This is a genomic window from Kluyvera sichuanensis, from assembly GCF_014218705.1.
GTDB classification, from domain to species: domain Bacteria; phylum Pseudomonadota; class Gammaproteobacteria; order Enterobacterales; family Enterobacteriaceae; genus Kluyvera; species Kluyvera sichuanensis.
Window position 1 is genome coordinate 1 of sequence record NZ_JABBJF010000031.1, and the last position, 25226, is coordinate 25226.

General features: G+C 55.7%; 19 protein-coding genes, 5 tRNA genes and 3 pseudogenes. 4 read left to right on the forward strand and 23 right to left on the reverse strand.

The genetic code is table 11. The annotated features are described in order from the left end of the window. Positions 1 to 95: 95 nt before the first annotated feature. Positions 96 to 593, forward strand: a pseudogene (locus HII27_RS22215) (Tn3 family transposase); the annotation flags it as partial. A 33-nt stretch (positions 594 to 626) separates the two neighbouring features. After that, positions 627 to 1394: pseudogene (locus tag HII27_RS22220) on the forward strand (sulfatase-like hydrolase/transferase); the annotation flags it as partial. A 44-nt stretch (positions 1395 to 1438) separates the two neighbouring features. Here HII27_RS22220 and HII27_RS22225 read toward each other — a convergent pair. The 22 genes and pseudogenes from HII27_RS22225 to trxA form a co-directional block, all read right to left on the reverse strand. Next, the gene (locus tag HII27_RS22225) at positions 1439 to 2674 is read right to left on the reverse strand and encodes an anaerobic sulfatase maturase (RefSeq protein WP_185669597.1); all 1236 of its coding nucleotides are present in this window, start codon (positions 2672 to 2674) and stop codon (positions 1439 to 1441) included. A gap of 145 nt (positions 2675 to 2819) precedes the next feature. Further along, positions 2820 to 2896, reverse strand: a tRNA-Pro gene (locus tag HII27_RS22230). A gap of 90 nt (positions 2897 to 2986) precedes the next feature. Then, positions 2987 to 3063 (reverse strand) — tRNA-Pro (locus tag HII27_RS22235). Positions 3064 to 3107: 44 nt separating this feature from the next. Further along, a tRNA-Leu gene (locus HII27_RS22240) sits at positions 3108 to 3193 on the reverse strand. 23 nt (positions 3194 to 3216) lie between these two features. Continuing rightward, a tRNA-His gene (locus tag HII27_RS22245) sits at positions 3217 to 3292 on the reverse strand. A 57-nt stretch (positions 3293 to 3349) separates the two neighbouring features. After that, positions 3350 to 3426: transfer RNA gene (locus HII27_RS22250), tRNA-Arg, on the reverse strand. Between the two features lie 102 nt (positions 3427 to 3528). Further along, positions 3529 to 4914 (reverse strand): bifunctional threonine/serine APC transporter ThrP, encoded by a 1386-nt coding sequence (gene thrP / locus HII27_RS22255; protein ID WP_185669598.1) that lies wholly within the window; start codon positions 4912 to 4914, stop codon positions 3529 to 3531. Positions 4915 to 5146: 232 nt separating this feature from the next. Continuing rightward, complete coding sequence (gene wecG / locus HII27_RS22260) at positions 5147 to 5887, reverse strand: lipopolysaccharide N-acetylmannosaminouronosyltransferase (RefSeq protein WP_185669599.1); 741 nt, start codon at positions 5885 to 5887, stop codon at positions 5147 to 5149. After that, on the reverse strand, positions 5880 to 7238 hold the full coding sequence (gene wzyE / locus HII27_RS22265) for an ECA oligosaccharide polymerase (protein ID WP_185669600.1): 1359 nt from the start codon (positions 7236 to 7238) through the stop codon (positions 5880 to 5882). The genes wecG and wzyE overlap by 8 nt, the downstream gene beginning before the upstream one ends. After that, positions 7235 to 8314: a TDP-N-acetylfucosamine:lipid II N-acetylfucosaminyltransferase gene (locus tag HII27_RS22270; protein ID WP_185669601.1), complete on the reverse strand. Its 1080-nt coding sequence runs from the start codon at positions 8312 to 8314 to the stop codon at positions 7235 to 7237. Before HII27_RS22270 ends, wzyE begins: the two co-directional genes overlap by 4 nt. After that, positions 8311 to 9561 carry a lipid III flippase WzxE gene (gene wzxE / locus HII27_RS22275; RefSeq protein WP_185669602.1) on the reverse strand — a complete coding sequence of 417 codons (1251 nt, stop codon included), beginning with the start codon at positions 9559 to 9561 and terminating at the stop codon, positions 8311 to 8313. The genes HII27_RS22270 and wzxE overlap by 4 nt, the downstream gene beginning before the upstream one ends. 1 nt (position 9562) lies before the next feature. Next, positions 9563 to 10693, reverse strand: a complete 1131-nt coding sequence (gene rffA, locus HII27_RS22280; RefSeq protein WP_185669603.1) for a dTDP-4-amino-4,6-dideoxygalactose transaminase — start codon at positions 10691 to 10693, stop codon at positions 9563 to 9565. Positions 10694 to 10697: 4 nt separating this feature from the next. After that, entirely contained in the window at positions 10698 to 11372 is a 675-nt protein-coding gene (gene rffC, locus HII27_RS22285; RefSeq protein ID WP_185669604.1) for a dTDP-4-amino-4,6-dideoxy-D-galactose acyltransferase, read from the reverse strand. Further along, positions 11350 to 12231, reverse strand: a complete 882-nt coding sequence (gene rfbA, locus HII27_RS22290; RefSeq protein WP_185669605.1) for a glucose-1-phosphate thymidylyltransferase RfbA — start codon at positions 12229 to 12231, stop codon at positions 11350 to 11352. The genes rffC and rfbA overlap by 23 nt, the downstream gene beginning before the upstream one ends. A gap of 21 nt (positions 12232 to 12252) precedes the next feature. Further along, a complete protein-coding gene (gene rffG, locus HII27_RS22295; RefSeq protein WP_185669606.1) occupies positions 12253 to 13320 on the reverse strand; it encodes a dTDP-glucose 4,6-dehydratase in 1068 nt (355 codons plus the stop codon). After that, positions 13317 to 14579 carry a UDP-N-acetyl-D-mannosamine dehydrogenase gene (gene wecC / locus HII27_RS22300; protein WP_185669607.1) on the reverse strand — a complete coding sequence of 421 codons (1263 nt, stop codon included), beginning with the start codon at positions 14577 to 14579 and terminating at the stop codon, positions 13317 to 13319. Before wecC ends, rffG begins: the two co-directional genes overlap by 4 nt. Then, on the reverse strand, positions 14576 to 15706 hold the full coding sequence (gene wecB, locus HII27_RS22305; protein ID WP_185669608.1) for a non-hydrolyzing UDP-N-acetylglucosamine 2-epimerase: 1131 nt from the start codon (positions 15704 to 15706) through the stop codon (positions 14576 to 14578). The genes wecC and wecB overlap by 4 nt, the downstream gene beginning before the upstream one ends. 57 nt (positions 15707 to 15763) lie before the next feature. Continuing rightward, entirely contained in the window at positions 15764 to 16810 is a 1047-nt protein-coding gene (gene wzzE, locus HII27_RS22310; protein ID WP_185669609.1) for an ECA polysaccharide chain length modulation protein, read from the reverse strand. Positions 16811 to 16823: 13 nt separating this feature from the next. Continuing rightward, positions 16824 to 17927, reverse strand: coding sequence for a UDP-N-acetylglucosamine--undecaprenyl-phosphate N-acetylglucosaminephosphotransferase (gene wecA, locus HII27_RS22315; RefSeq protein WP_185669610.1), 1104 nt, complete (start codon positions 17925 to 17927; stop codon positions 16824 to 16826). 240 nt (positions 17928 to 18167) lie between these two features. Next, on the reverse strand, positions 18168 to 19427 hold the full coding sequence (gene rho / locus HII27_RS22320) for a transcription termination factor Rho (RefSeq protein ID WP_035895778.1): 1260 nt from the start codon (positions 19425 to 19427) through the stop codon (positions 18168 to 18170). Positions 19428 to 19513: 86 nt separating this feature from the next. Further along, positions 19514 to 19576: pseudogene (locus tag HII27_RS27265) on the reverse strand (rho operon leader peptide); the annotation flags it as partial. 190 nt (positions 19577 to 19766) lie between these two features. Then, on the reverse strand, positions 19767 to 20096 hold the full coding sequence (trxA, locus tag HII27_RS22325; protein ID WP_002883224.1) for a thioredoxin TrxA: 330 nt from the start codon (positions 20094 to 20096) through the stop codon (positions 19767 to 19769). Positions 20097 to 20239: 143 nt separating this feature from the next. On the opposite strand from trxA, the gene rhlB reads away from it, so the two are divergent. Both rhlB and gppA read left to right on the forward strand, forming a co-directional pair. After that, on the forward strand, positions 20240 to 21505 hold the full coding sequence (gene rhlB / locus HII27_RS22330; protein ID WP_185669611.1) for an ATP-dependent RNA helicase RhlB: 1266 nt from the start codon (positions 20240 to 20242) through the stop codon (positions 21503 to 21505). A 7-nt stretch (positions 21506 to 21512) separates the two neighbouring features. Beyond that, complete coding sequence (gene gppA, locus HII27_RS22335) at positions 21513 to 23021, forward strand: guanosine-5'-triphosphate,3'-diphosphate diphosphatase (protein ID WP_185669612.1); 1509 nt, start codon at positions 21513 to 21515, stop codon at positions 23019 to 23021. Between the two features lie 70 nt (positions 23022 to 23091). On the opposite strand, the gene rep is transcribed toward gppA, so the two are convergent. After that, on the reverse strand, positions 23092 to 25113 hold the full coding sequence (rep, locus tag HII27_RS22340) for a DNA helicase Rep (protein ID WP_185669613.1): 2022 nt from the start codon (positions 25111 to 25113) through the stop codon (positions 23092 to 23094). Positions 25114 to 25226 lie beyond the last annotated feature (113 nt).

Sequence of the window (25226 nt, forward strand, 5' to 3'; positions counted from 1 at the left end):
CTGAAAATGCCGGCCTTTGAATGGGTTCATGTGCAGCTCCATCAGCAAAAGGGGATGATAAGTTTATCACCACCGACTATTTGCAACAGTGCCCAGTCCACGCCTCAGAACTTGTGGGCTCGCTTTTAAAAAGTTCCCGTCCGTCAGGGCTGGCGCAGGCGATTATGGAGGTGGGACGGGTCAACAAGACGCTGTACCTCCTCAACTACATTGATGATGAAGAATATCGTCGCAGGATACTGACTCAGCTTAACCGGGGAGAAGGCCGTCACGCCGTGGCAAGGGCGATCTGTTACGGCCAACGTGGTGAGATTAGAAAACGTTACCGTGAGGGGCAGGAGGATCAACTGGGTGCGCTGGGGCTTGTCACTAACGCAGTTGTATTGTGGAACACGCTTTATATGCAGGAAGCGCTATCACATTTGCGCAGCGCTGGTGAGATCCCGGAAGACGAGCATATCTCACGCCTGTCGCCACTGATGTACGGTCATATCAACATGCTGGGACATTATACGTTCACGCTGCCGGAAAATATTCTGAAGGGAGAGTTGAGGCCATTAAATTTCAATTCAAACAATGAATTATTGCCTTAACGTGGTTTTTTACACGATTGAACCTCGAACCCCTACTACGGCACGCGCGGCTGTCACTTCGACAACTATCCGAACGCCAAATATGCGGGTAGTTCACCGGCTCGCACCTCTTACGGCGACTGCATGGTGGAGATGAATGACGTCTTCGCTAACCTGTATAACGCGCTGGAGAAAAACGGCCAGCTGGAAAATACGCTGATTGTCTTTACCTCCGACAACGGCCCGGAAGCCGAAGTCCCACCGCATGGCCGTACGCCGTTCCGCGGTGCAAAAGGCTCAACCTGGGAAGGCGGTGTTCGCGTACCGACCTTCGTCTACTGGAAAGGGATGATCCAGCCGCGTAAATCGGACGGCATTGTCGATCTGGCGGATCTGTTCCCTACCGCGCTGGCACTGGCCGGGAAAGGCGGAGCCGAAGTCGCTAAGCTGGTGCCGACAACCACCTTTATCGATGGCGTCGACCAGTCTTCATTCTTCCTCGGTACCAACGGCCAATCTAACCGTAAAGCAGAGCATTACTTCCTGAACGGCCAGCTGTCCGCCGTACGTATGGATGAATTTAAATATCATCTGGTTATCCAGCAGCCGTATGCCTTTACCCAAAGCGGCTACCAGGGCGGTTTCTCCGGCGCCATCATGCAGACGGCCGGTACCGCGGTCTTTAATCTCTACACCGACCCGCAGGAAAGCGATGCTATCGGCGTGCGCCACATTCCAATGGGCGTGCCGCTGCAGACCGAAATTCATGACTATATGAAGATCCTGCAGAAGTATCCGCCGAAAGTACAAATTAAGCTGTAAGGTCAACTCGCCCGCCTCCATCCGGGAGCGGGCTTTTTATCACCCTACTGCTTTGCCCTCACCAGATGCACCTTCATGATGTCGCTCGCCGGACGGCCGTTCGCCAGCAGGTCGGCCATCGCTTTCAGGTAAGGCGGCAGATAGCCAAAATAGCGCTGGAACCCGGCGCAAAGATAGTTAAGCCCTGGTTCGCCGGATGCGGTCAGCATAAAGCGGTGCTTCGGGCAGCCTCCCCAGCAGGCTTTCAGCACGGCACACTCGCAGCACTGTGTTGGCAATGTGCTGTATTTCTCCTTGCCGAATTCAACCTGTACCAACGAGTCCACCATGCTCGCGAAAGTCTCGTGATGCAGATTACCTCGGCGGTATTCCGGGTACACGTAGTGATCGCAGGCATAAACATCGCCGTTATGCTCTATTGCCAGCGAACGCCCGCAGGTCGGCTGATGGTGGCAAACCGCGCCGGGCGCACCGACAAAGCTTGCGAACGCCCATTCAATGTTCATCACAAAAACGCGGCCGACATCGCGCTGACGCCAGCGGTCGAATACCGCAATCAGGAAGTCGCCATACGCTTCAGGACGAACGGACCACGGCGTGAGAGAACCTTTCATCTCACCGGGGGCATGCAGCGATAGACCAGCCCGGGCGGCGGTATCGTCGGCAAGACGTTCAACCACCGGCAGAAACTGAATGAAGGTGACACCTGCATCGCGCAAAAAGTCGTAAACCCGCTGCGGCTCGCACGCGCTCTGTCGATTCACGCAGGCCAGCACGTTGTACTCAACGCCGTGCTTTTGCAGCAGCTTCAGCGCGCGCATCACCAGCTTATGCGTGGGCCGCCCACCTTTCGTCACCCGGTAAAGATTGTGAATTTCCGCCGGGCCGTCCAGCGAAAGCCCAACCAGAAAATGGTGCTGAGCCAGAAACGCGCACCACTCGTCATCCAGCAGCACGCCGTTGGTCTGGAAGCTATTGCTAATCCGCCGCCCCGCGCCGTAAGTGTGCTGCAGCGCCACCGCGCGGCGATAGAAATCCAGCCCCAGCAGCGTAGGCTCTCCGCCCTGCCAGGTGAAGACGACTTCATCCTGAGGTTCGCTGGCCGCAATATAGTGGCGCACGTAGGCTTCAAGCGTGGCATCGTCCATATGCGTCGCGGGCTGGAGGGGATAAAGCGCGTGTTTTTCGAGATAGAAACAGTAGGTACAGTTCAGGTTACACGCTGAACCGCTCGGTTTCGCCATCGCGTGAAACGCACGCGTCGGAACCTGTTGCAGCATATTCACTCCTTCCTGAGTAAAACGTCGTCCATTGTGGAAGGGGGAATAGTACAGCTACGTAGAAAGAAGAGAGCGGCGTTTATTGCGGCGGGGCGTGAGCAGGATTGCAGAAAACAAAAAACCCCGCCGAAGCGGGGTTCAAAATTGGTCGGCGAGAGAGGATTCGAACCTCCGACCCACTGGTCCCAAACCAGTTGCGCTACCAAGCTGCGCTACTCGCCGAAATACTGCTTTTTGAATTATCGTTCAATTCGGTTTTTATTCATGACGTTAAGTCTTGAATAAAAAACCCTGCTCTGCAGGGTCTAAAATTGGTCGGCGAGAGAGGATTCGAACCTCCGACCCACTGGTCCCAAACCAGTTGCGCTACCAAGCTGCGCTACTCGCCGATGTACTGCTTTTTGAATTATAAATTCAATTCATTATAAAGTCGTGGTGCGAGGGGGGGGACTCGAACCCCCACATCCTAAGGACACTAACACCTGAAGCTAGCGCGTCTACCAATTCCGCCACCTTCGCAATTTCACAACTCTATCAAATAATGGGGTGGCTAATGGGATTCGAACCCACGACAACTGGAATCACAATCCAGGGCTCTACCAACTGAGCTATAGCCACCACTGCAAATCTCTTACGCGGTCTTTTAGAACCACCGCAGCTCCAGCACCGGGTAAATGGTGCGCCCGACAGGATTCGAACCTGAGACCTCTGCCTCCGGAGGGCAGCGCTCTATCCAGCTGAGCTACGGGCGCTTAGCGCCGTTGCGGGGTCGGATAATACGGACTTCCTCCCCCGCTGTCTAGTGCCTTTTAAAAGAAAATTATCGTTTGCTCATGCTTTGCGCGTTTTGTCGCTTATTTCTGCAAATCTTGCACTTCCGCGCCCTGGCTCATGCCAAAAACCTTATAAACCAGCGTCACAAGGGCCAGGAAGATCACGCCAACAAACAGCGACATCCGGGTGTCATCGTTGAATCCCATACCGATCAGCACGCAAATCAGGAACGCCATGGTCAGATAGTTGGCCCACGGGAACATAATCGAACGGAACGGATGGCTGGCAATCGCTTCTTTATGTGCTCGACGGAAGCGCAGCTGGCTAATCAGAATCACAAACCACGGCACCATGCCTGGCAGTACGCTTGCACTATAGACATAGACGAACACGCGCTGCGGGTTAGGAATGATGTAGTTCAGGCAGGAGCCAATCAGCAGGATAACAATCGACACGCTAACGCCCGCCGCCGGAACACCGCTTTTGGTCACTTTCGCCATCGCCGACGGCAGCTGACGGTTTTTCGCCAGCGCGTAGAGCATACGGCCACAGCTGTACATGCCGCTGTTACAGCCGGAGAGCGCCGCCGTCAGCACCACGAAGTTGATAATACCCGCCGCCGCGGTGATACCGATTTTAGCGAAGGTCAGGACAAATGGGCTGCCGTTGGTACCAATTTCATTCCACGGGAAGATGGTGACAATAACGAAAATCGCGCCCACGTAGAAAATCAGGATACGCCACAGCACTTTGCCTACCGCGCTGCGCAGGGTCACCTGCGGGTTTTTCGCTTCACCGGCGGTCATGCCGATAAGCTCAACGCCCTGATAGGATGCCACGACGATGCAGAGCGCCGTCAGGAAGCCTTTCCAGCCGCCGGCAAAGAAACCGCCGTGTTCTGTCAGGTTGCTAAAACCAATGGAGGTACCACCGTTGCCGAAGCCAAAGAAAATGACGCCGAGGCCGATGACAATCATCACGATAATGGTCGTGACCTTAATCATCGCGAACCAGAACTCGATTTCACCGTACAGGCGCACCGCCGCCAGGTTTGCCAGCGCGACCAGCCCCACGGCAATCAGCGCCGGTATCCACTGCACCATATCCGGGAACCAGAACTGGACGTAAACCCCTATCGCGGTAATCTCCGAGATCCCCACCGCCATCCACATAAACCAGTATGACCAGGCGGTGAGATAGCCGAAGAACGGGCTCATATAACGGTGCGCGTAGACGGCGAACGAACCGGTTACCGGCTCGAGAAACAGCATTTCGCCCATCGAGCGCATAATGAAGAAGACAAATACCCCGGCCAGAATATAGGCCAGCAGCACCGACGGCCCGGCCCACTTCAGGGTGCTTGCCGCACCCATAAATAGGCCCACGCCGATGGTGCCCCCAAGGGCAATTAATTCGATATGACGGGCTTCCAGACCGCGCTGGAGCTCCGGTTTATTCTCTGCCATAGATCCTCTTGTGTTTGCATTTGTCCGGTCGATGCCGGTTTTATTTTTTATAGAAAAATAGATGTCTGTCGGATACGGATACCGCCGTAGAAAATACGTAGATATCGTCAGGGCAGGCGAATGGTTTAACAATTTGGCTGAAATGGCAAATAGAAATGAGGAATAAAGTATCGGAGTTGTGAATGCATCACGCATATTCTGCGTGATGCATCACGGGTAACGCGCAGGAAATTCAGAGATTATTGGTGTAGTGCCAGCGTAAATAGCGCAGCAGACGAAGCTGGCGTTTAATTCGGCTTGGTTGGGATAGCAGGCGGTAAAGCCACTCTAGCCCCAAGTTCTGCCACACCTTCGGCGCACGCTTCACGTGGCCGGTAAAGACATCATAAGTGCCACCCACGCCCATATAGAGCGCGTCGGGGTAAACCTGCCGGCAATCGCGCATCAGGATTTCCTGCTTCGGTGATCCCATCGCCACGGTAACGATTTTTGCCCCGCTCTCACGAATACGCTCGAACAGCGCCTGTCGCGCTTCCGGCGTAAAGTAGCCATCCTGGGTGCCGACCAGATTCACGTTCCACTGTTTGCGCAGCTTCTCCACCGTTTCCGCCATCACCTCAGGCTTACCACCCACGAGGAACACCGGCGTGCCCTCTGCCCCGGCGCGCGCCATCAGAGCTTCCCAAAGATCTGCTCCCGCTACGCGCGAAACGTTAGCTTCGGGATATTTCTTGCGGACAGAGCGCACCACGGAAATACCGTCGGCGTACTTAAATTCCGCCGCGTTAATCAGTTCCCGCACCTCGGCGTTATCTTCCAGCGTCAGCATCTTTTCAGCGTTAATCGCCACCAGCGTGCCCTGCTTCAGATTGCCGTCCGCGTACAGATAGTCCAGCGCATGCTGCATGTTGCGCCAGCCGATAAGCTTCAGCCCACGCAGGGTATAAGTCGGCGCGGTTAATGAGTCAGCCATTTTGTCCTTCTCCAACGTGCGAGGGACGTTTTAGCCGCTGATGAATCAGCCCCGCGCTTTCAAACAACCAGTACAGCAGTTTTGCCACCAGCAAGCACACCCCAAAGATAACCATGAAAAAGACGACGCGAGAGCCGAAGGAGTCCAGCCCTTCACGCGCCAGCACGATCATATTGAAGATCGCGCCAAAACAGAAACTGTGCAGAATCGCCGATTTATAGCGGTTGGTTTCCCGATTGCCCAGCATATACAGCCAGTCGAACCATTTAATAATCAGACCCACCGCCACCGCGCCCAGTGGCACAAACCACATACCGCCCATCACCACCAGTGAACCGATAAGCGTCGGGGAGATAGCCAGCCCGGAATGGTTGTTCAGCACTTCCCAGGTAAAGTAGTTGGCGGTGTTCAGCACGATGCTTGGCCGTGATGGCCACATCCAGCTTGGGATAAAGACGTAGAAGTCGCGCACCATCGGCGCCAGCCCCTGGAAGTCAATCTTGTCGTAGTTCTGTAGCAACAACGCCAGGTTTTCCCACGGCGAGAAGGTATCGCGCGTCAGATAGAGGAAGGTATAGAACGCTTCATCGCCGCTAACGTTCATGCCGTAGCGCTTCAGCGCCAGCCAGAACATGCCAACAATCCCCATCACCCCGGCCGCCACCAGCATCCACAGCGAAATCCAGCCGCGAATGATGCCGATAAACAGGAAGATGGCGAAGGCGATAATAATGTTGGCGCGAGTACCGCCGACAATCGCGTAGGTCAGCAGGCCAAAGGCCGTCGTCGCGATCAAAAAGCCTATCCACCGCTTCCAGCTCGGATTGAGGAAATAGACCACCAGCATTGCCGGAATAAAGAAGTAGAAGAAGCGCTTAAGCGCCACGCCAGAGACTTCACTGGAGAAAATCTGGCTGTAGGAGCGCAGCTTAAACAGCAGAAAACCGTTATGCATGAAGAAGGTGCCGACCGTAAACAGCGCGATCACCATCAGCAAAATCCAGGTGATGTTCGTTTCAACGCGATTCATGGTAAACAACGGTCGCCGCGCAACGTTGGTCTGCGCAGGCCGCAGACGCGTTTTGTAGGTTACGTAGTAGACCGCATAGAAACAGACCGAGATCAGCAACGTTTGCAGCAGCACGTCCGGCGGCGACACGCCGACGCCAAAGCGGAACACCAGCGTACAGGTCAGCGGGAAGCCAAAGAAGAAGGTCAGCAGGAACAGCAACGAGAAGAAAACGTTGAAGTTAAAGCGAACACGGCGAAACTCAAACCAGGTCAGGGTGCCAATAAACAACGTCGACAACAGCCAGACGGCAAGCAGCCCGGTAAACTGCATTTCGCTCATACCGCTTCCCCCGCCGCCAGTTGCAGCGCCCGATGCCACGGCGCCAGATAGTTAGGTTTGAAAAAGGCGATGGCGTTTTTATCCACCAGCGCCAGCTGACGCTGCGCTTCACGCACCACCGGGACGGTCAGCGCATCGTCGGTGAATAACACCGGAATATGCTGCTCGGCCATATCCTGCCAGAACGGGTTCTGCCGGTTGAGTACGCAGGGGATCCCCGCCTGAATCAGCAAACAGAGCGTGCCGATACCTTGCTGGCGCGCAAAAATAAAATAGCCCAAATCGCAGCGGCGCAACAGCGCAAGATAGGCGTCAAATTCCAGCTTTTCACGAAGAATCTGCACATTTTCGGCACTGAATAGCGACAGCGCGGCTTCGTTTACTTCCGCAATATAGGCCGCGTTGTTCGCCGGGTAGCCCATCGGCACAATGACGTTTACCGTATCGCCAAACTGCTGATGCACGGCCTTCAATGCCGCAACATGTTCATTGCTACGATCGCCGGAGTTACCCACCAGTACCGTCAGCTTGCCGTCGCGCGGCGCGGCGTCTGCCAGACCGTTCAGCGAAGGGTCCATTCGCGTTGGGAAGTAAAGCAGCTCGCCGGGCACCTGCGGGTGACGGGCAGAAAAATAGCTGAGGTCGCCACGGGTTGCGAAGACACGGCCCACACGCCCCTGTGCCATGCGGCGCAGCGGATAAAACAGACGGAACTTCAGGCCGCGGGAGACTTCATACAGATCCGCCCCCCAGATATGCCAGCTCGCCTGCGATGGCTTCAGGCCGCCGCTGAGCAGCGCCAGCCAGATACCGGTATTAAACTGACCGTGGAAGAAAAAGCGCTGCTGCCGGTTGGCCTTCGCTTTTGCCACCACCGCCTTTGCCAGCGCGGATTTATCGTTATAGCGGTCTATCTCCAGCGAAGGAAATGCCTTCACCAGGCTCTCATCACCGCTTACCACCATAAATTGACGGGCGTGCGCGGACTCTGCGGCCAGCTCATCGGCAAAAAACCGTAGCACCGTCTGGTTATGATGAGGGATATTCGATCCCAGGATATGTATCAGTTCGGTCATTGCCGTTTACGCCAAATTAAAAATACGCCGCTACACAGCGTGAAATAGACAATATAGGTCGCCATATAGGCCTGCGCTGCCCCCAATGCGCCGTGCGCCGGGATAAGCCAGTGGGAGAACGCCGTCAGCAGCGTAAACTGGCTCAGTTCGGCCAGAATATAGAAACGCAGCGAGGCTTTGGCGATCACTAAATAGCCATAAACGTAAGCGCCTACTTTCAGTACATCACCCACCAGTTGCCAGGCGAACAGGTCGCGCATGGCGACAAATTTTGATGAAAACAGCAGCCAGATAGCAAAATCGCGCAGCAGCCAGACGGTCAGGCTTGCCGCCGCCACCGCTGGCACCACAAACTTCAGCGAGCGGCCAATTTCGCGGCCAATATCCTGCTTGGCGGTTAACCGCGAAAGCGTAGGTAACAGATAGACGCTAAACGAGGCGGTAATAAATTGTAGGTAAGCATCGGAGATACTGCTCACGCCTTGCCAGATCCCTACCTCATCCCAGCTGTAGTGCTCCGCCATTAGGTTTCGCATCATCACGTAGGCCACGGGCATGGTGACCGAGGTAATCACCGCCATCAGGGTAAATTTACCCAGTTGACCTGCCAGCAAACGGTCCCACTGCGGTTTGAGATAGCCCCAGGGAATGACGCCGCGCTTGCTGAGCATGACCGCCGCAGGAATCACGATCAGCGCCGGTACCAGCGCCAGCCCCAGCAACGCGCCCTGATAGCCGCCAAAGTGGTAGCAAGCGTAGTAAGCCACCACGCCAATAAGGCTACCGGCAATCAGCGACAGCGCATTGCCCGCCGCGTCACGGAAGCCTTTCATCAGCGCCAACAGCAGGTTAGCCCAGGCGATACCTAACTGCACCAGCGCGACGAGTCGCACCAGCCCCTGATAGTGAGTATGGCCAAACAGCCCCTGGCTTATCGGCGCCGCCGCGAGCAAAAAGACCACCGCCAGCAGCGTGGAGAAGCCGAGCACCATCGCTGACGAGGTGCCCACCACCTGGCGCAGTCGCGCCGGGTCATCGTGATGCTGGGCGACCAGCTTCGTCACCCCGTTAAAGATTCCCGCCCCGGCAAGCACGCCAAGTACAGTCACCAGCTGGCGAAAGTTACCCGCCTGACCCACCCCTGAAGGACCAAATGATACCGCCAGCAGCTTGACCACCAGCAGCCCAACGCCAATCTTTACCAGCGTGGACGCGGCGGTCCACACCGAAGCTTTTGCCAGTGACATATCAGGCGAAGTAGCTCAGCAGGGTATTAATGACCGTGCGCTGGTCAACCGGCGACAGGTTATAGAACAGTGGCAGGCGAAGTAAACGCTCACTTTCTTGCGTAGTGAAACGGTCCTGGCCGTGGAACTCGCCAAACTTCTCGCCCGCTGGGCAGGAGTGCAGCGGAATGTAGTGGAACACCGCGAGGATTTCCGCCTCTTTCAGCCAGCTAATCAGCGCGCTGCGATCTTCTACGTCGCGCAGTTTGATATAGAACATATGCGCGTTATGGCCGCAGTTTTCCGGGATCACCGGCAGGTCGATACGCCCGGCGTTTGCCAGCGGCAGCAGCGCGTCATAGTAGGTTTGCCACAGGGATAAACGCTGTTTATTGATCCGTTCGGCGGCTTCCAGTTGTGCCCAAAGATAGGCAGCCTGCAGGTCAGACATCAGGTAGCTGGAACCGATATCGCGCCAGGTGTATTTATCCACCAGGCCACGGAAGAACTGGCTGCGGTTAGTGCCTTTCTCACGGATAATTTCCGCGCGTTCCACCAGCGCGCGATCGTTAATCAGCGTCGCGCCGCCTTCACCGCCGGCGGTGTAGTTCTTGGTCTCGTGGAAGCTAAAGCAGCCGATGTGGCCGATGGAGCCCAGCGCGCGGCCCTTGTAGGTCGACATCACACCCTGCGCGGCATCTTCCACCACGAACAGATTGTATTTTTTCGCCAGCGCCATGATGGTGTCCATCTCACAGGCCACGCCCGCGTAGTGCACCGGCACGATGGCGCGGGTTTTGTCGGTGATGGCCGCTTCAATCAGCGTCTCATCGATATTCATGGTTTCTTTATGCACGTCGACAAACACAATTTTCGCGCCGCGCAGCACAAAGGCGTTGGCAGTGGAGACAAAGGTGTAGCTCGGCATAATCACTTCGTCGCCCGGCTGGATATCCAGCAGGATCGCCGCCATTTCCAGCGACGCGGTACAGGACGGGGTCAGCAGCACCTTGGCGCTACCGAAGCGCTGTTCCATCCACTGCTGGCAGCGACGGGTAAAGCCGCCGTCACCGCACAGTTTCCCGCTGCCCATCGCGGATTGCATGTAATCGAGTTCAGTACCCACTACCGGTGGGGCGTTAAATGGAATCATGGAGTCACCTGTATAGCCAGTACGCGGTGCTAACCACGTTAGCACCGCTATGAATATAGCGTTGAAGTGCTGCGGTATTGCCGGCTTGCGTCGCCACCCGTAGCGTCGAAAGACCGCGGGTATGCGCCCAGCACACCGCCGCCTGCATCAGTTCTGCACCCGCACCGCGCCCGGCCAGCAGGCCGATTCTCGCGTCACAGGCGTTTAATTCTCTTAAGGAGACAAAGGCGCGAATCGCCCCGCGTTCATCGCGAAACACCAGGCACTGGTTATCAAAGGTGCCTTTTACCGCGTTTTCAATCCACTGTGCATAGAAACGACCGCTCGCCTCCGGCGCATACCAGGGCGCGCGAAAACGGCTTTGGGCAAAAGCATGAGCCGCAAGGCTTCGCAGCGCGGGGATATCATCGTCAGTGGCAACCTGTGCCAGCGTGGTTCCACCCGCAGTCACCGGCAACGCCAGGTCAACTTCCCCCTCGACCAACCGGAAACCCAACTGCTGGAGCGCATCAAGATGTTCCACCTGATGCGCGGCGATTTTCGCCTGCACCCGCGCCCATCCCGCTAGTCGTTCAGCGGTCAGTAATGGCGCATCGTCGGCGATACGAACAATGGCGCTGTTCACACCGAAGAATTGGTTTTCCCACGTCAGGGGATCAATACTGGCGCGGACGAGCACGAAGCAGCTCCAGCAGATACTGGCCGTAGCCGGTTTTCGACAGCTGCGCGGCGGCGCGCTTAACACCGTCGTCGTCGAGCCAGCCGTTGCGCCAGGCTATCTCTTCCAGGCAGGCAATTTTGAAGCCCTGACGTTTTTCTACCGTCTGCACAAACATGCTCGCCTCAATCAGGCTGTCGTGCGTGCCGGTATCAAGCCAGGCAAAGCCGCGGCCCAGCAGTTCAACGGTCAGCTTGCCGTCGTCCAGATACATCTGGTTGATGGAGGTGATCTCCAGCTCACCGCGCTCGGAAGGCTTCACGCGCTTAGCGTACTCCACCACCTTGCTGTCGTAGAAATAGAGGCCGGTCACCGCCCAGTTGGATTTAGGCTGTTTCGGTTTTTCTTCCAGCGACAGCGCGTGGAAGTTATCGTCAAACTCCACCACGCCAAAGCGTTCCGGGTCCATCACCTGATAACCAAACACCGTCGCCCCTTCGGTACGCGCCGCTACGTGGCGCAGTTTCGGGCTAAAGCCCTGGCCGAAGAAGATATTGTCGCCCAGCACCAGGCATGACGGCTCGCCGTTGAGGAAAGCTTCGCCAATGATAAACGCCTGCGCCAGGCCGTCCGGGCTTGGCTGCTCAGCATACTGCAGCGAAATACCAAATTCACTGCCGTCGCCCAGCAAGCGCTGGAAGTAACTTTTGTCATCCGGCGTGGTGATGATCAGGATTTCACGGATTCCCGCCAGCATCAGCACCGACAGCGGGTAGTAGATCATCGGTTTGTCGTAAATCGGCAGCAGCTGTTTTGACACGCCGCGGGTGATCGGATGCAGGCGCGTGCCCGATCCGCCAGCAAGAATAATACCTTTCATTGCTTTCCTCCTCTGGGGTGATTACCCCTTCAGACCCAGACGTTCACCCTGATAGCTACCATCCTGTACCTGCTTCCACCAGCTTTCGTTGGCGAGGTACCACTGGACCGTTTTACGCATCCCACTTTCAAAGGTCTCTTCTGGGGTCCAGCCCAGGTCGCGGGCGATTTTCGCCGCATCGATAGCGTAACGTAAATCGTGGCCAGGACGGTCGGCGACAAACGTAATCAGGTCATGATAATGCGCGATGCCCTGCGGCTTTTCCGGCACCAGTTCTTCAAGCAGGGCGCAGATAGTCTCGACCACGTCGAGATTTTTACGCTCGTTATGACCGCCGATATTGTAGGTCTCCCCGATGCCGCCTTCGGTGGCAACGAGGTAGAGCGCACGGGCATGATCGTCAACGTAGAGCCAGTCTCGGATCTGCTGACCATTGCCGTACACCGGCAGCGGTTTCCCGGCCAGCGCGTTGAGAATGGTCAACGGAATCAGCTTTTCCGGGAAATGGTACGGGCCGTAGTTGTTTGAACAGTTGGTGATAAGCGTAGGCAAGCCGTAGGTACGCAGCCAGGCGCGAACCAGATGGTCGCTGCTGGCTTTAGACGCAGAGTAAGGGCTGCTTGGCGCATACGGGGTGGTTTCAGTGAAGAAATCATCCACCGAATGCAGGTCGCCGTACACTTCATCGGTTGAAATATGGTGGAAGCGGAACGCCGCTTTACCGTCGTCATCCAACGCAAACCACCAGGCGCGAGCGGCCTCCAGCAGCGTGTAGGTGCCGACGATATTGGTTTCGATAAACGCCGCCGGGCCATCAATAGACCGGTCAACGTGGCTCTCGGCCGCCAGGTGCATCACCACATCCGGGCGATACTGCGCAAACACGCGGTCCAGCTCTGCGCGATCGCAGATATCCACCTTCTCGAATGCAAAGCGCGGGTCTTGTGCCACCGGTACCAGCGACGCCAGGTTACCGGCGTAGGTTAGTTTGTCCACAACGACGACGCTGTCAGAGGTGTGGTTGATAATATGGCGGACGACCGCCGAACCGATGAAGCCTGCGCCACCGGTTACCAGAATGCGTTTCAACGCCAGACTCCTTTGGTATCAACCACGTACTGTTGAGCAATCGCGTCACCGCTGATAGCTTTAAACTGGCTGTGATCGACCAACATCACAATCACGTCAGCGCTGGCGAGCGCGGTTTCAAGCGAGACCAGAGAGCACAGCCCGTCGAGCTTTTTCGGCAACTGATGAATATTGGGTTCCACTACCAGCGTTTCGCCGCTGTGCCATTGGGCAATCAGCTGTGCAATTTCCATCGCCGGGCTTTCGCGCAGGTCGTCGATGTTTGGCTTAAACGCCAGGCCAAAGCAGGCAATTTTCAGCTCGCTGGCGCGCTTATCGCTGGCCGCCAGACAGTCGGCGACGTTAGCCTTCACCTTGTCGATAACCCAGAACGGTTTATGGTCATTAACCTCGCGCGCGGTGCGAATCAGACGCGCCTGATCCGGGTTTTGCGCCACGATAAACCACGGGTCGACGGCAATACAGTGCCCACCGACGCCTGGACCCGGCTGGAGAATATTGACGCGCGGATGGCGGTTCGCCAGACGAATCAACTCCCAGACGTTAATCCCCTGATCGGCGCAGATAAGTGACAGTTCGTTGGCAAAGGCGATGTTCACATCGCGGAAGCTGTTTTCCGTCAGTTTGCACATCTCGGCGGTACGGGCGTTAGTCACCACGCATTCACCTTCGAGGAAGATGTTATAGAGTTCACTGGCACGCGCGGAGCATACCGGCGTCATTCCGCCAATCACGCGATCGTTTTTAATCAGTTCCACCATCACCTGCCCTGGCAGCACGCGCTCCGGGCAATAGGCGATATTGATGTCCGCCTGCTCACCCGCCTGCTGCGGGAAGGTCAGGTCCGGACGCATCTCGGCCAGCCAACCGGCCATCAGCTCGGTTGCGCCCACCGGTGAAGTGGATTCGAGGATCACCAGCGCCCCTTTCTTCAGCACCGGCGCAATAGAGCGCGCCGCCGCTTCGACGTAAACCATATCCGGCTCATGGTCGCCCTTAAACGGCGTTGGCACGGCAATCAAATAGGCATCTGCCGCTTCCGGCGTGGTGGTGGCGCGTAAATAACCGGCGGACACCGCCGTTTTCACCACCCTGTCGAGATCGGGCTCAACAATATGAATCTCGCCGCGGTTGATGGTATCGACCGCATGCTGATTAATGTCTACACCCACCACCTGTTTTTGCCGCGAAGCAAACGCAGCTGCAGTTGGAAGGCCAATATAGCCCAGACCGATCACCGAGAGGGTTGAGAAACTCATAGCGTTACCTGATTATTTTTTAATGCTGACAATATACGTTCGCATGCCCGGCCATCCCCATATGGGTTATGGGCCCGGCTCATCCTTTGATATTCTTCTTCGTCGCGCAGTAGTCGCGTGACTTCATCCACGATGCGTTGGCTATCGGTGCCCACCAGGCGTACCGTCCCGGCATCAATGGCTTCCGGGCGTTCGGTGGTTTCGCGCATCACCAGCACCGGTTTACCCAGCGACGGCGCTTCTTCCTGAATACCGCCAGAGTCGGTCAGGATAAGCCAGGCATGGTTCATCAGCCAGACGAACGGCAGGTACTCCTGCGGCTCAATCAGCATGATGTTATCGATATGCCCCAGAATACGATTAACCGGCTCGCTGACATTCGGATTCAAGTGCACTGGGTAGACAATCTGTACGTCCGGGTTGTTCGCAGCGATTTCCGCCAGCGCGTGGCAAATTTGTTCAAAGCCCTGACCAAAGCTCTCCCGACGATGCCCGGTGACCAGGATCATCTTCTTTCCCTGGCTCAGGAAAGGGTAACGTTGGGAGAGATCTGCATTCAGCGCCTTATCGTTCATCACCCGATCGCGTACCCAGAACAGCGCATCAATCACCGTATTGCCGGTAACAAAAATCCGCTTACCTGACAGATTTTCTCGCAGCAGGTTCTGCCGGGAATTTTCAGTCGGTGCGAAGTGATACATCGCCAGATGCCCGGTCAGCGTCCGGTTGGCCTCTTCCGGCCACGGTGAATAGAGATCACCTGTACGCAGGCCTGCCTCAACGTGCCCTACGGGGATACGCTGATAGAAGGCCGCCAGGCTCGCGGCTGCAGTAGTGGTCGTATCACCATGCACCAGCACGACGTCAGGTTTAAACGATTCCAGAACGGGCTTTAACCCCTGCAGAATTCGGCAGGTAATTTCCGTTAAACCCTGTCCTGGACTCATGATGTTGAGATCATAATCCGGAACGATGGAGAAGAGGCTTAGCACCTGATCAAGCATTTCCCTATGCTGCGCAGTGACGCAGACCTTAGCCTCAAAATGAGGATCCTTTGCTAGCGCGTGGACCAGAGGCGCCATTTTGATCGCCTCCGGGCGTGTGCCAAATACAGTCAGTACTTTCACATCGATTCTCTTCTATAGATGAAACAGGCCCATCGCCCTTCATCAATTGATGGGTATTTACTGCGTGCGACGACGCGCCAGCGCTACCCCAGCACCAACCAATGCGCCGACAATGCCCCACATGACCATCAGGAATACACGACGTGGGCTAGTGCGTTTTACCGGTTCCTCCGGCGTGCGCAAATACCGATATGTCTGGAAACTTGGCGCCAGCGTCGGGCCTACGTTGAGGGTCGTTAGCATAGCCCTCCCCTGATCGTAATCAAGGTCAAACGTCGGACCTACGGCCTGAAGATTCTCCAGACGCGCCTGCAGCATCGGGCGGCCAAGCAGAGAGAGCTCAGAGTCCGGCAACTCATCGGACGGCACGTCGGTTTCGCTGCGATTAATATTGTGCTGCTGCGCGATTTTCAGCGCGGCTTCAATGCTGTGCAGACGGCGGTTGAAAATCGCCTGTGCGACCTCTTCCTGACGTTTTACCTGCGCCTTCACCTGAATGGTGCGGGCGGCCCAGGCGCCTTTCAGTTCGTCATTCAGGTGCCCCGCAGCCCGCTGGCTGGCGAAAGCCACGTACTGACGCAGCAAATTATTCGCGTCCGGTGCCGTTTCCGCCGTCAGCTTCACGCTGTCGCTGACGCTTTTCTGCGCATCGCCAGGGATAAACTGAATATCGTCAATCAGGTCATCGAGCAACGCAGCATCGGCGCGCGAGTTACCCACCATCCGCTGCTTGTAGTAATCCGTCTGCAGCCAGAAATCACGACGGGTATCCCAGGAAGCCAGTTGCATAACGAACTCTTTGTAGACTTCATCCATCACCGAAGGCGGCGTGGCGCTAGTCGGGTTGACCTTCACATCCAGATTGCGCAGGAACTGCTGCTGCGAATAGTAGCCACCCAGCATGTTTACGGTCGGCCGATCGGTGATCGCCGTAGCGCTCCACTCCTGCCGGGCAAAAAAGGTATAAATCAGCACCACGGCGGCAAACAGCACCGCAAAGCCAATAATCCAGTGTTTTCCTGACCACAACGCGCGAAACAGGCCGCGAATATCCAGTTCATTCTCAGCACTAGCCAACTGTGCTTCCGGTAATGGTTGTGTCATTACTACCCCAGTTTTACTTGGTTAATTTTGGATTGTTGTCGCTGTTCCGACGCATTCTGCGCTTCATGCGCTTAATAAAGCGCGCCACTTTCCAGGCCCGCTTGATGCAGTAACCATAGAGACCAAAGGCCAGCAGGAACAGTATCAGCATGACCCACTCAGGCACCACGCGGGTGTATTCCGCAACAACACCAATGGTTGCCAACAGCGCAGCGGCGAGGGTAATCAGCACCAGCGCCTGACGCGAGGTGAAGCCCGCGCGCATAATGAGATGGTGAATATGCTGGCGGTCAGGAGAGAACGGACTCATCCCTTTGCGTAAACGACGATACATGATGGCAACCATGTCCATCAACGGAATCGCCACAATCCACAGCGCCGTAACCGGACTTATCGGATGGTGCGTTCCCTGAGTGGTTTCCAGCAGGATCCAGATAACGGTAAAACCAATCAGCGTACTGCCGGCGTCGCCCATAAAGACTTTGTAACGGCGGCCCAGCACGCCCAGGTTCAGCATGATATAAGGCAGGATGGCGGCAATCATCGCGAAGCACCACATGGCGAGGCTCGTCTGGCCGTCAAACCACAGGATCAGGCCAATGGCGGCAAAGCTGACGCTCGACAGACCGCCAAGCAGACCGTCAATACCATCAACCATATTGAAGGCGTTAATCATCGCCCACACCGCAAAGAGGGTCAGGAAGAAACCAAACGGCCCCAACACCAGCTCCCATGAGCCAAAAATATAGCCCAGGCTTTGCAGATATAAATGGCCTGCGGTCATCATGACGATGCCTATTGCTGCCTGAACGGTGGCACGAATTTTGACGCTGATGTCGTAACGGTCATCCAAAGCCCCCACTAGCACCAGAACACCGGCACAAGCAAGGTACAGGGAAGCGTGTGGGATATAGTAATTGGCAATCGCGAAAGTGAGGCAGATCCCGGCATAGACAGAGATGCCGCCAACAAGCGGGATAAGCCCCTGGTGACGTTTACGAAAGTTTGGTTTATCCACCAAACCGACCCATTTTGCCGCTTTGCGGGCAAAAAACAGGAATACGGTGGTGAACAAGAAAATACTGATCAGGTCAGTACCGACGGTCAGTAAACTCACAATTTATACTCGCTGCGAATATTAATAGCGAAAGTATACCCACGATAGCAACGCATCAGAAGAGGAAGCCTGATGAATATTGGGGAAACTTGCCTGATTTATAACCGATTTTGCAAACTAACTATCATTGTAGCCACAAACTCCAAGTATCCATGAAAAAAATGCGATTCCCCATTGGCTAAACTCCTAAAAACAAAAACGCCACACGATTGTGTGGCGTTTGTCAGCAAAAACCTTATTTTACGAGCGTTTCATCATATCGAAGAAATCGTCGTTGGTTTTGGTCATGGCCAGTTTATTGATGAGGAACTCCATCGCGTCGATTTCACCCATTGGATGGATGATTTTGCGCAGGATCCACATTTTCTGCAGCTCTTCAGGCGTGGTGAGCAGCTCTTCTTTACGGGTACCGGAACGGTTGTAGTCGATAGCCGGGAAGACGCGTTTTTCAGCAATCTTACGAGAGAGGTGCAGTTCCATGTTGCCGGTACCTTTAAACTCTTCATAGATAACTTCATCCATTTTAGAGCCGGTATCGATAAGCGCGGTCGCGATGATAGTCAGGCTACCACCCTCTTCCACGTTACGCGCAGCACCGAAGAAACGCTTCGGACGGTGCAGGGCGTTGGCGTCCACACCACCGGTCAGGACTTTACCAGACGCAGGAACCACGGTGTTGTACGCACGTGCCAGACGAGTGATGGAGTCGAGCAGGATGATAACGTCTTTCTTATGTTCAACCAGACGTTTCGCTTTCTCGATAACCATTTCCGCAACCTGAACGTGGCGAGATGCTGGTTCGTCAAAGGTAGAAGCAACCACTTCACCTTTCACCAGACGCTGCATCTCGGTCACTTCTTCCGGACGTTCGTCGATCAGCAGAACCATCAGAACGCAGTCTGGGTGGTTGTAGGCGATGCTCTGCGCGATGTTCTGCAGCAGCATGGTTTTACCGGCTTTCGGCGGCGCTACAATCAGACCACGCTGGCCGCGACCAATTGGCGATGCCAGATCCAGGACACGAGCGGTTAAGTCTTCGGTAGAACCGTTACCACGTTCCATACGCAGACGAGAGTTTGCGTGCAGCGGGGTTAAGTTCTCGAACAGGATCTTATTGCGCGAGTTTTCCGGCTTATCGTAGTTAACCTCGTTAACTTTCAACAGCGCAAAGTAACGCTCACCCTCTTTTGGAGGACGAATCTTACCTGAAATGGTGTCACCAGTGCGGAGGTTGAAACGACGGATTTGGCTAGGGGAAACGTAGATATCATCAGGGCCGGCGAGGTAGGAGCTGTCTGCGGAACGGAGGAAACCAAATCCATCCTGCAGTATCTCCAGCACACCGTCGCCAAAGATATCCTCGCCACTCTTCGCGTGCTGCTTCAGGATGGCGAAAATGATGTCCTGCTTGCGCATACGTGCCTGGTTTTCCAGACCCATATTTTCGCCGAGAGTGATCAGCTCAGAAACCGGCGTGTTCTTTAATTCGGTAAGATTCATAATGGTGTGGGTTCTTAAACTCGGGGTAAATCTCGAACTTAATTTGTGAATGGTATGGCAGGGTCATCCGTGCCTGTTTACGGCCATCAACTCATGTCTGTTCGCTGCCTGGTCACAGGAGAGTACGCAGAACTGAAACGACAAGACGGAAAAGAGTGACAAGCCTGGAATTTTTCAACCTCTGGCGCTGTTAACGACAACGGGAGGTTTGGGTCAAACAGATTCAAACAAGGTATGTTTAAAACGAAGTCAAAGTTAACTTAGCACGACTGATGGCAAGCGTCCAGAGTTCCGCTCAAATTAAGAACACAGGAACCCTGAACGCCCACGTTGAATCTCTTACGCCAGGTTAGCGTCGAGGAACTCTTTCAGCTGGCCTTTAGACAGTGCGCCAACTTTAGTCGCCGCAACTTCGCCGTTTTTGAACAGCAGCAGCGTAGGGATACCGCGGATACCATACTTCGGTGCAGTACCTGGGTTCTGATCGATGTTCAGTTTAGCCACGGTCAGTTTGCCCTGATACTCCTCGGCGATTTCATCCAGAATCGGGGCGATCATTTTGCACGGACCGCACCACTCTGCCCAGAAATCGACGAGTGTCAGCCCGTCAGCTTTGAGTACGTCCGTGTCAAAACTGTCGTCAGTCAGGTGAATAATTTTATCGCTCATATTTAACTCCACAGGAATAAGCCTGGTGTGTTGGTGTAGCATTAACCAACGAGGTGTTGATGTTGACTTCGCCAACAAAGGTTGACGTTATTTCACCGGATACGCTTTCTTAATGCAATAGTAAGCTGATATTCTACCACACTATGAGCAAAACACATTTAACAGAACAGAAGTTTTCCGACTTCGCCCTGCACCCTAAAGTGGTTGAAGCCCTTGAAACTAAAGGGTTTTATAATTGCACGCCCATTCAGGCGCTGGCTTTGCCGCTGACGCTTGCTGGACGCGATGTGGCTGGACAGGCGCAAACCGGTACCGGGAAAACGATGGCGTTCCTGACGTCGACGTTTCATTATCTTCTTTCTCACCCGGCAGTTGCTGACCGCCAGGTGAACCAACCGCGCGCCTTAATTATGGCGCCAACCCGTGAGCTGGCAGTACAGATTCACGCTGACGCAGAGCCGCTGGCTCAGGCGACCGGCCTGAAACTGGGCCTGGCCTACGGCGGTGACGGCTATGATAAACAGCTGAAAGTGCTGGAAAGCGGCGTCGATATTCTGATCGGCACCACCGGCCGTCTCATTGACTATGCAAAACAGAACCATATCAACCTGGGCGCGATCCAGGTCGTGGTGCTGGACGAAGCCGATCGTATGTACGATCTGGGCTTTATTAAAGATATCCGTTGGCTGTTCCGCCGCATGCCTGCGGCCAACCAGCGTCTGAACATGCTGTTCTCCGCGACGCTGTCTTACCGCGTACGCGAACTGGCGTTCGAGCAAATGAACAACGCCGAATACGTGGAAGTCGAGCCAGAGCAGAAAACGGGCCACCGTATTAAAGAAGAGCTGTTCTACCCTTCCAATGAAGAGAAGATGCGTTTACTGCAAACGCTGCTGGAAGAAGAGTGGCCAGACCGCGCGATTATCTTCGCCAACACCAAGCACCGCTGTGAAGACATCTGGGGCCACCTGGCTGCCGATGGTCATCGCGTCGGCCTGCTGACCGGTGACGTGGCGCAGAAAAAACGTCTGCGTATTCTGGAAGATTTCACCCGTGGTGATATCGATATCCTGGTCGCGACCGACGTTGCGGCACGCGGCCTGCATATTCCTGCCGTTACGCACGTCTTTAACTATGACCTGCCGGACGACTGTGAAGACTACGTACACCGTATCGGTCGTACCGGTCGTGCAGGCGCAAGCGGTCACTCAATCAGCCTCGCCTGTGAAGAGTATGCGCTCAACCTGCCGGCCATTGAGACCTACACCGGTCACTCTATTCCGGTGAGCAAGTACAACCCGGATGCGCTGTTAACTGAACTGCCGAAACCGCTGCGTTTGACGCGCGTTCGCCAGGGTAACGGTCCGCGTCGTTCGGGCGCTCCGCGTAATCGTCGTCGTTCAGGTTAACTAAGTTATGCTCACTACCACCTCGCTCTATGCAGCTATCGATCTCGGTTCCAATAGTTTTCATATGCTGATAGTTCGCGAGGTGGCGGGCAGCATCCAGACGCTGACGCGCATTAAGCGCAAAGTACGTCTGGCCGCCGGGCTTAACCGCGACAACACCCTCTCGACGGAAGCGATGGAGCGAGGCTGGCAATGCCTGCGTCTGTTTGCTGAACGTCTTCAGGATATTCCCCCAACGCAAATTCGTATCGTGGCTACTGCGACGCTGCGTCTTGCCGTTAACGCCGACGTCTTTATCGCCAAAGCCCAGGAAATCCTCGGTTGCCCGGTGCAGGTTATCCGCGGCGAAGAAGAGGCGCGCCTGATTTATCAGGGCGTGGCGCACACCACCGGCGGCGACGATCGTCGTTTAGTGGTCGATATCGGTGGGGCCAGTACCGAACTGGTTACCGGCACCGGTGCGCAAACGACCTCGCTGTTTAGCCTCTCAATGGGCTGCGTCACCTGGCTTGAACGTTACTTTACCGACCGCAATCTGGCGCAAGAACATTTCGACGAAGCGGAACGTGCCGCCCGTGAAGTGCTTAAGCCGGTTGCCGATGAACTGCGTCAGCATGGCTGGAAAGTCTGTGTCGGCGCGTCCGGTACGGTACAGGCGCTGCAGGAAATCATGATGGCGCAGGGGATGGATGAACGCATTACCCTCGCTAAGCTTCAACAGCTTAAACAGCGCGCCATTCAGTGCGGCCGCCTGGAAGAGTTGGAAATTGAAGGGCTGACGCTGGAGCGCGCGCTGGTCTTCCCAAGCGGGCTCGCCATTCTGATCGCCATTTTCACCGAGCTGGATATCCAGTGCATGACCCTGGCCGGCGGCGCGCTGCGCGAAGGGCTGGTCTACGGCATGCTACATCTGGCGGTCGATGAAGATATTCGCAGCCGCACGCTACGTAATATCCAGCGCCGCTTTATGGTCGATATCGAGCAGGCAAATCGCGTATCCCAACTGGCGGCGAATTTTGTCGAACAGGTGAAAGATAGCTGGGATCTGGAGCCGCTAAGCAGCGAACTGCTGTTAAGCGCCTGTGCATTGCATGAAATTGGCCTTAGCGTCGATTTTAAACAGGCTCCGCAGCACGCGGCCTATCTGGTGCGCAATCTTGACCTGCCGGGCTTCACTCCTGCACAGAAAAAGCTGCTCGCTACCCTGCTGCTGAATCAGACCAACACCGTGAATCTTCCCACGCTCCACCAGCAGAACGCCGTACCGCCGCGCGTGGCGGAGCATCTCTGTCGCCTGCTGCGTCTGGCGATTCTGTTTGCCAGCCGTCGCCGCGATGATCTTCTGCCAACCATTACGCTGACAGCCGATGGGGAAAATCTGACCCTGACACTGCCGGAGAGCTGGCTGGAACAGCATCCGCTAGGGCGTGAGATGATTGATCAAGAGTGCCAGTGGCAAAGCTATATCCACTGGCCGCTGCAGGTTGCTGGCATCGGGCTACCGGATAGTTTGTAACGTCGGCTTCGGGAAGGTACTGTGCATATTCCCGGCGTCGCTCTGTTCGGTCGGGCGACCACTTATTGCATTATGATTTTTTCGCCTTCGCCAGCATTTCACGAATGTTGGCGACGTTTGCCTGCCCCTTGTGCATCCGTTCTTCAGGTGTAATCACCTTCCGCTCCTGCTCCCACACCACATCGTCCTGCGGCAGCTCCAACAGGAAACGGCTCGGTTCCGGGCGCACCAGTTCACCGTACTGGCGGCGCTCTTTGCAGAGGGTGAAAATCAGCTCTTTCTGCGCGCGGGTGATCCCCACGTAGGCCAGGCGGCGCTCTTCATCGACGTTGTCCTCGTCGATGCTGCTCTGGTGCGGCAGCAGCCCCTCTTCCATCCCCACGAGGAAGACGTACGGGAACTCCAGCCCTTTCGAGGCGTGCAGCGTCATGAGCTGAACCTGATCCAGCTCTTCTTCACTTTCGCCGCGTTCCATCATATCGCGCAGGGTGAAGCGAGTGACCACCTGAGTCAAGGTCATCGGCTCTTCCAGTTCGCTGCCTTCCAGCATCTCCGTCATCCAGCTAAACAGCGTGTTGACGTTTTTCATGCGCATTTCGGCGGCTTTTGGGCTTGGTGAGGTTTCAAACAGCCAGGACTCGTAGTCGATACCATGAATCAGATCGCGTACGGCGGCAATTGGCTCACGCTCCGCCAGGCGCTGGATTTCGCCCAGCCACTGGGTAAAACGGGTGAGGGATTCATAGCCGCGCCCGGTTAACGTCTGACTCAGCCCCATATCGAAGCTGGCAGTGAACAGACTTTTGTTGCGGGTCATCGCCCACTCACCGAGCTTTTGCAGCGTCGCCGAACCAATCTCACGCTTCGGCGTGTTGACGATGCGCAGGAACGCGCTGTCGTCGTCCGGGTTGCTCAGCACGCGCAGATAGGCCAGCAGGTCTTTAATCTCCGGGCGGGAGAAGAACGACGTACCGCCGGAAATTTTGTACGGGATGCGGTTTTGCATCAGGAATTTTTCAAACACCCGCGACTGGTGGTTGCCGCGATAGAGAATGGCGTAATCCTTGTACTGCGTCTTGTTGACGAAGTGATGGGCGATAAGCTCGCCGGTGACGCGCTCTGCTTCATGCTCTTCGTGGTTGGCGCTCAGCACTTTCAGCTCCGGGCCATAGCCCAGCTCGGAGAACAGGCGCTTTTCAAACACGTGCGGGTTATTGGCGATGAGGATGTTCGCAGCCTTCAGAATACGCCCGGAAGAACGGTAGTTCTGCTCCAGCTTAATGACCTGCAGCGCGGGGAAGTCTTTGCTCAGCAGCACCAGGTTCTGCGGACGCGCGCCGCGCCAGGAGTAAATCGACTGGTCATCGTCGCCGACCACAGTAAACCGCGCGCGCTGCCCTACCAGCAGCTTCACCAGCTCATACTGGCTGGTGTTGGTGTCCTGATATTCATCCACCAGCAGGTAGCGAATCTTGTTCTGCCAGCGCTCACGCACCTCTTCATTACGCTGCAACAGCAGCGTTGGCAGCAGAATCAGGTCATCGAAGTCCAGCACGTTGCAGGCCTTCATATGGGCGTCGTACAGGCTGTAGCAGTGGGCGAAGATGCGATCGCGCTCGCCCTTCGCGCTGGCCGCCGCCTGCGGTGGGGTCATCAGATCGTTTTTCCAGTTGGAGATCGTCGAGATCAGCTGCTGGAACACCACTTTATCGTCTTCGATCAGCCCTTCAGTCAGATCCTTGAGTAGCGCGGTTTGATCGGTATCGTCAAACAGCGAGAAGTTCGACTTCATGCCCAGCGCCGCGTATTCGCGCTTGATGATATCCAGCCCCAGGGTGTGGAAGGTAGAGATCATCAACCCGCGCGCCTCTTTACGCCCCAGCGTCTGCGCCACGCGCTCTTTCATCTCGCGCGCGGCCTTGTTGGTAAAGGTGACGGCAGCGATATGACGAGCCTGATAGCCGCAAACGCGGATCAGGTGCGCAATTTTATTGGTGATCACGCGGGTTTTGCCGGAGCCAGCACCCGCCAGCACCAGGCAAGGGCCAGTGACAAATTCGACGGCTTGTTGTTGTCCGGGGTTTAAACGCATAGGGGCATTGCTCAATCTGTAAACACGGGGGTGTGGATTGTAGCAGAAAGTCAGGCTGAGATTTACCCGCCGAATGGTAAAGTGTTGGGCAGCAACCCAACGATAAGAGTGAC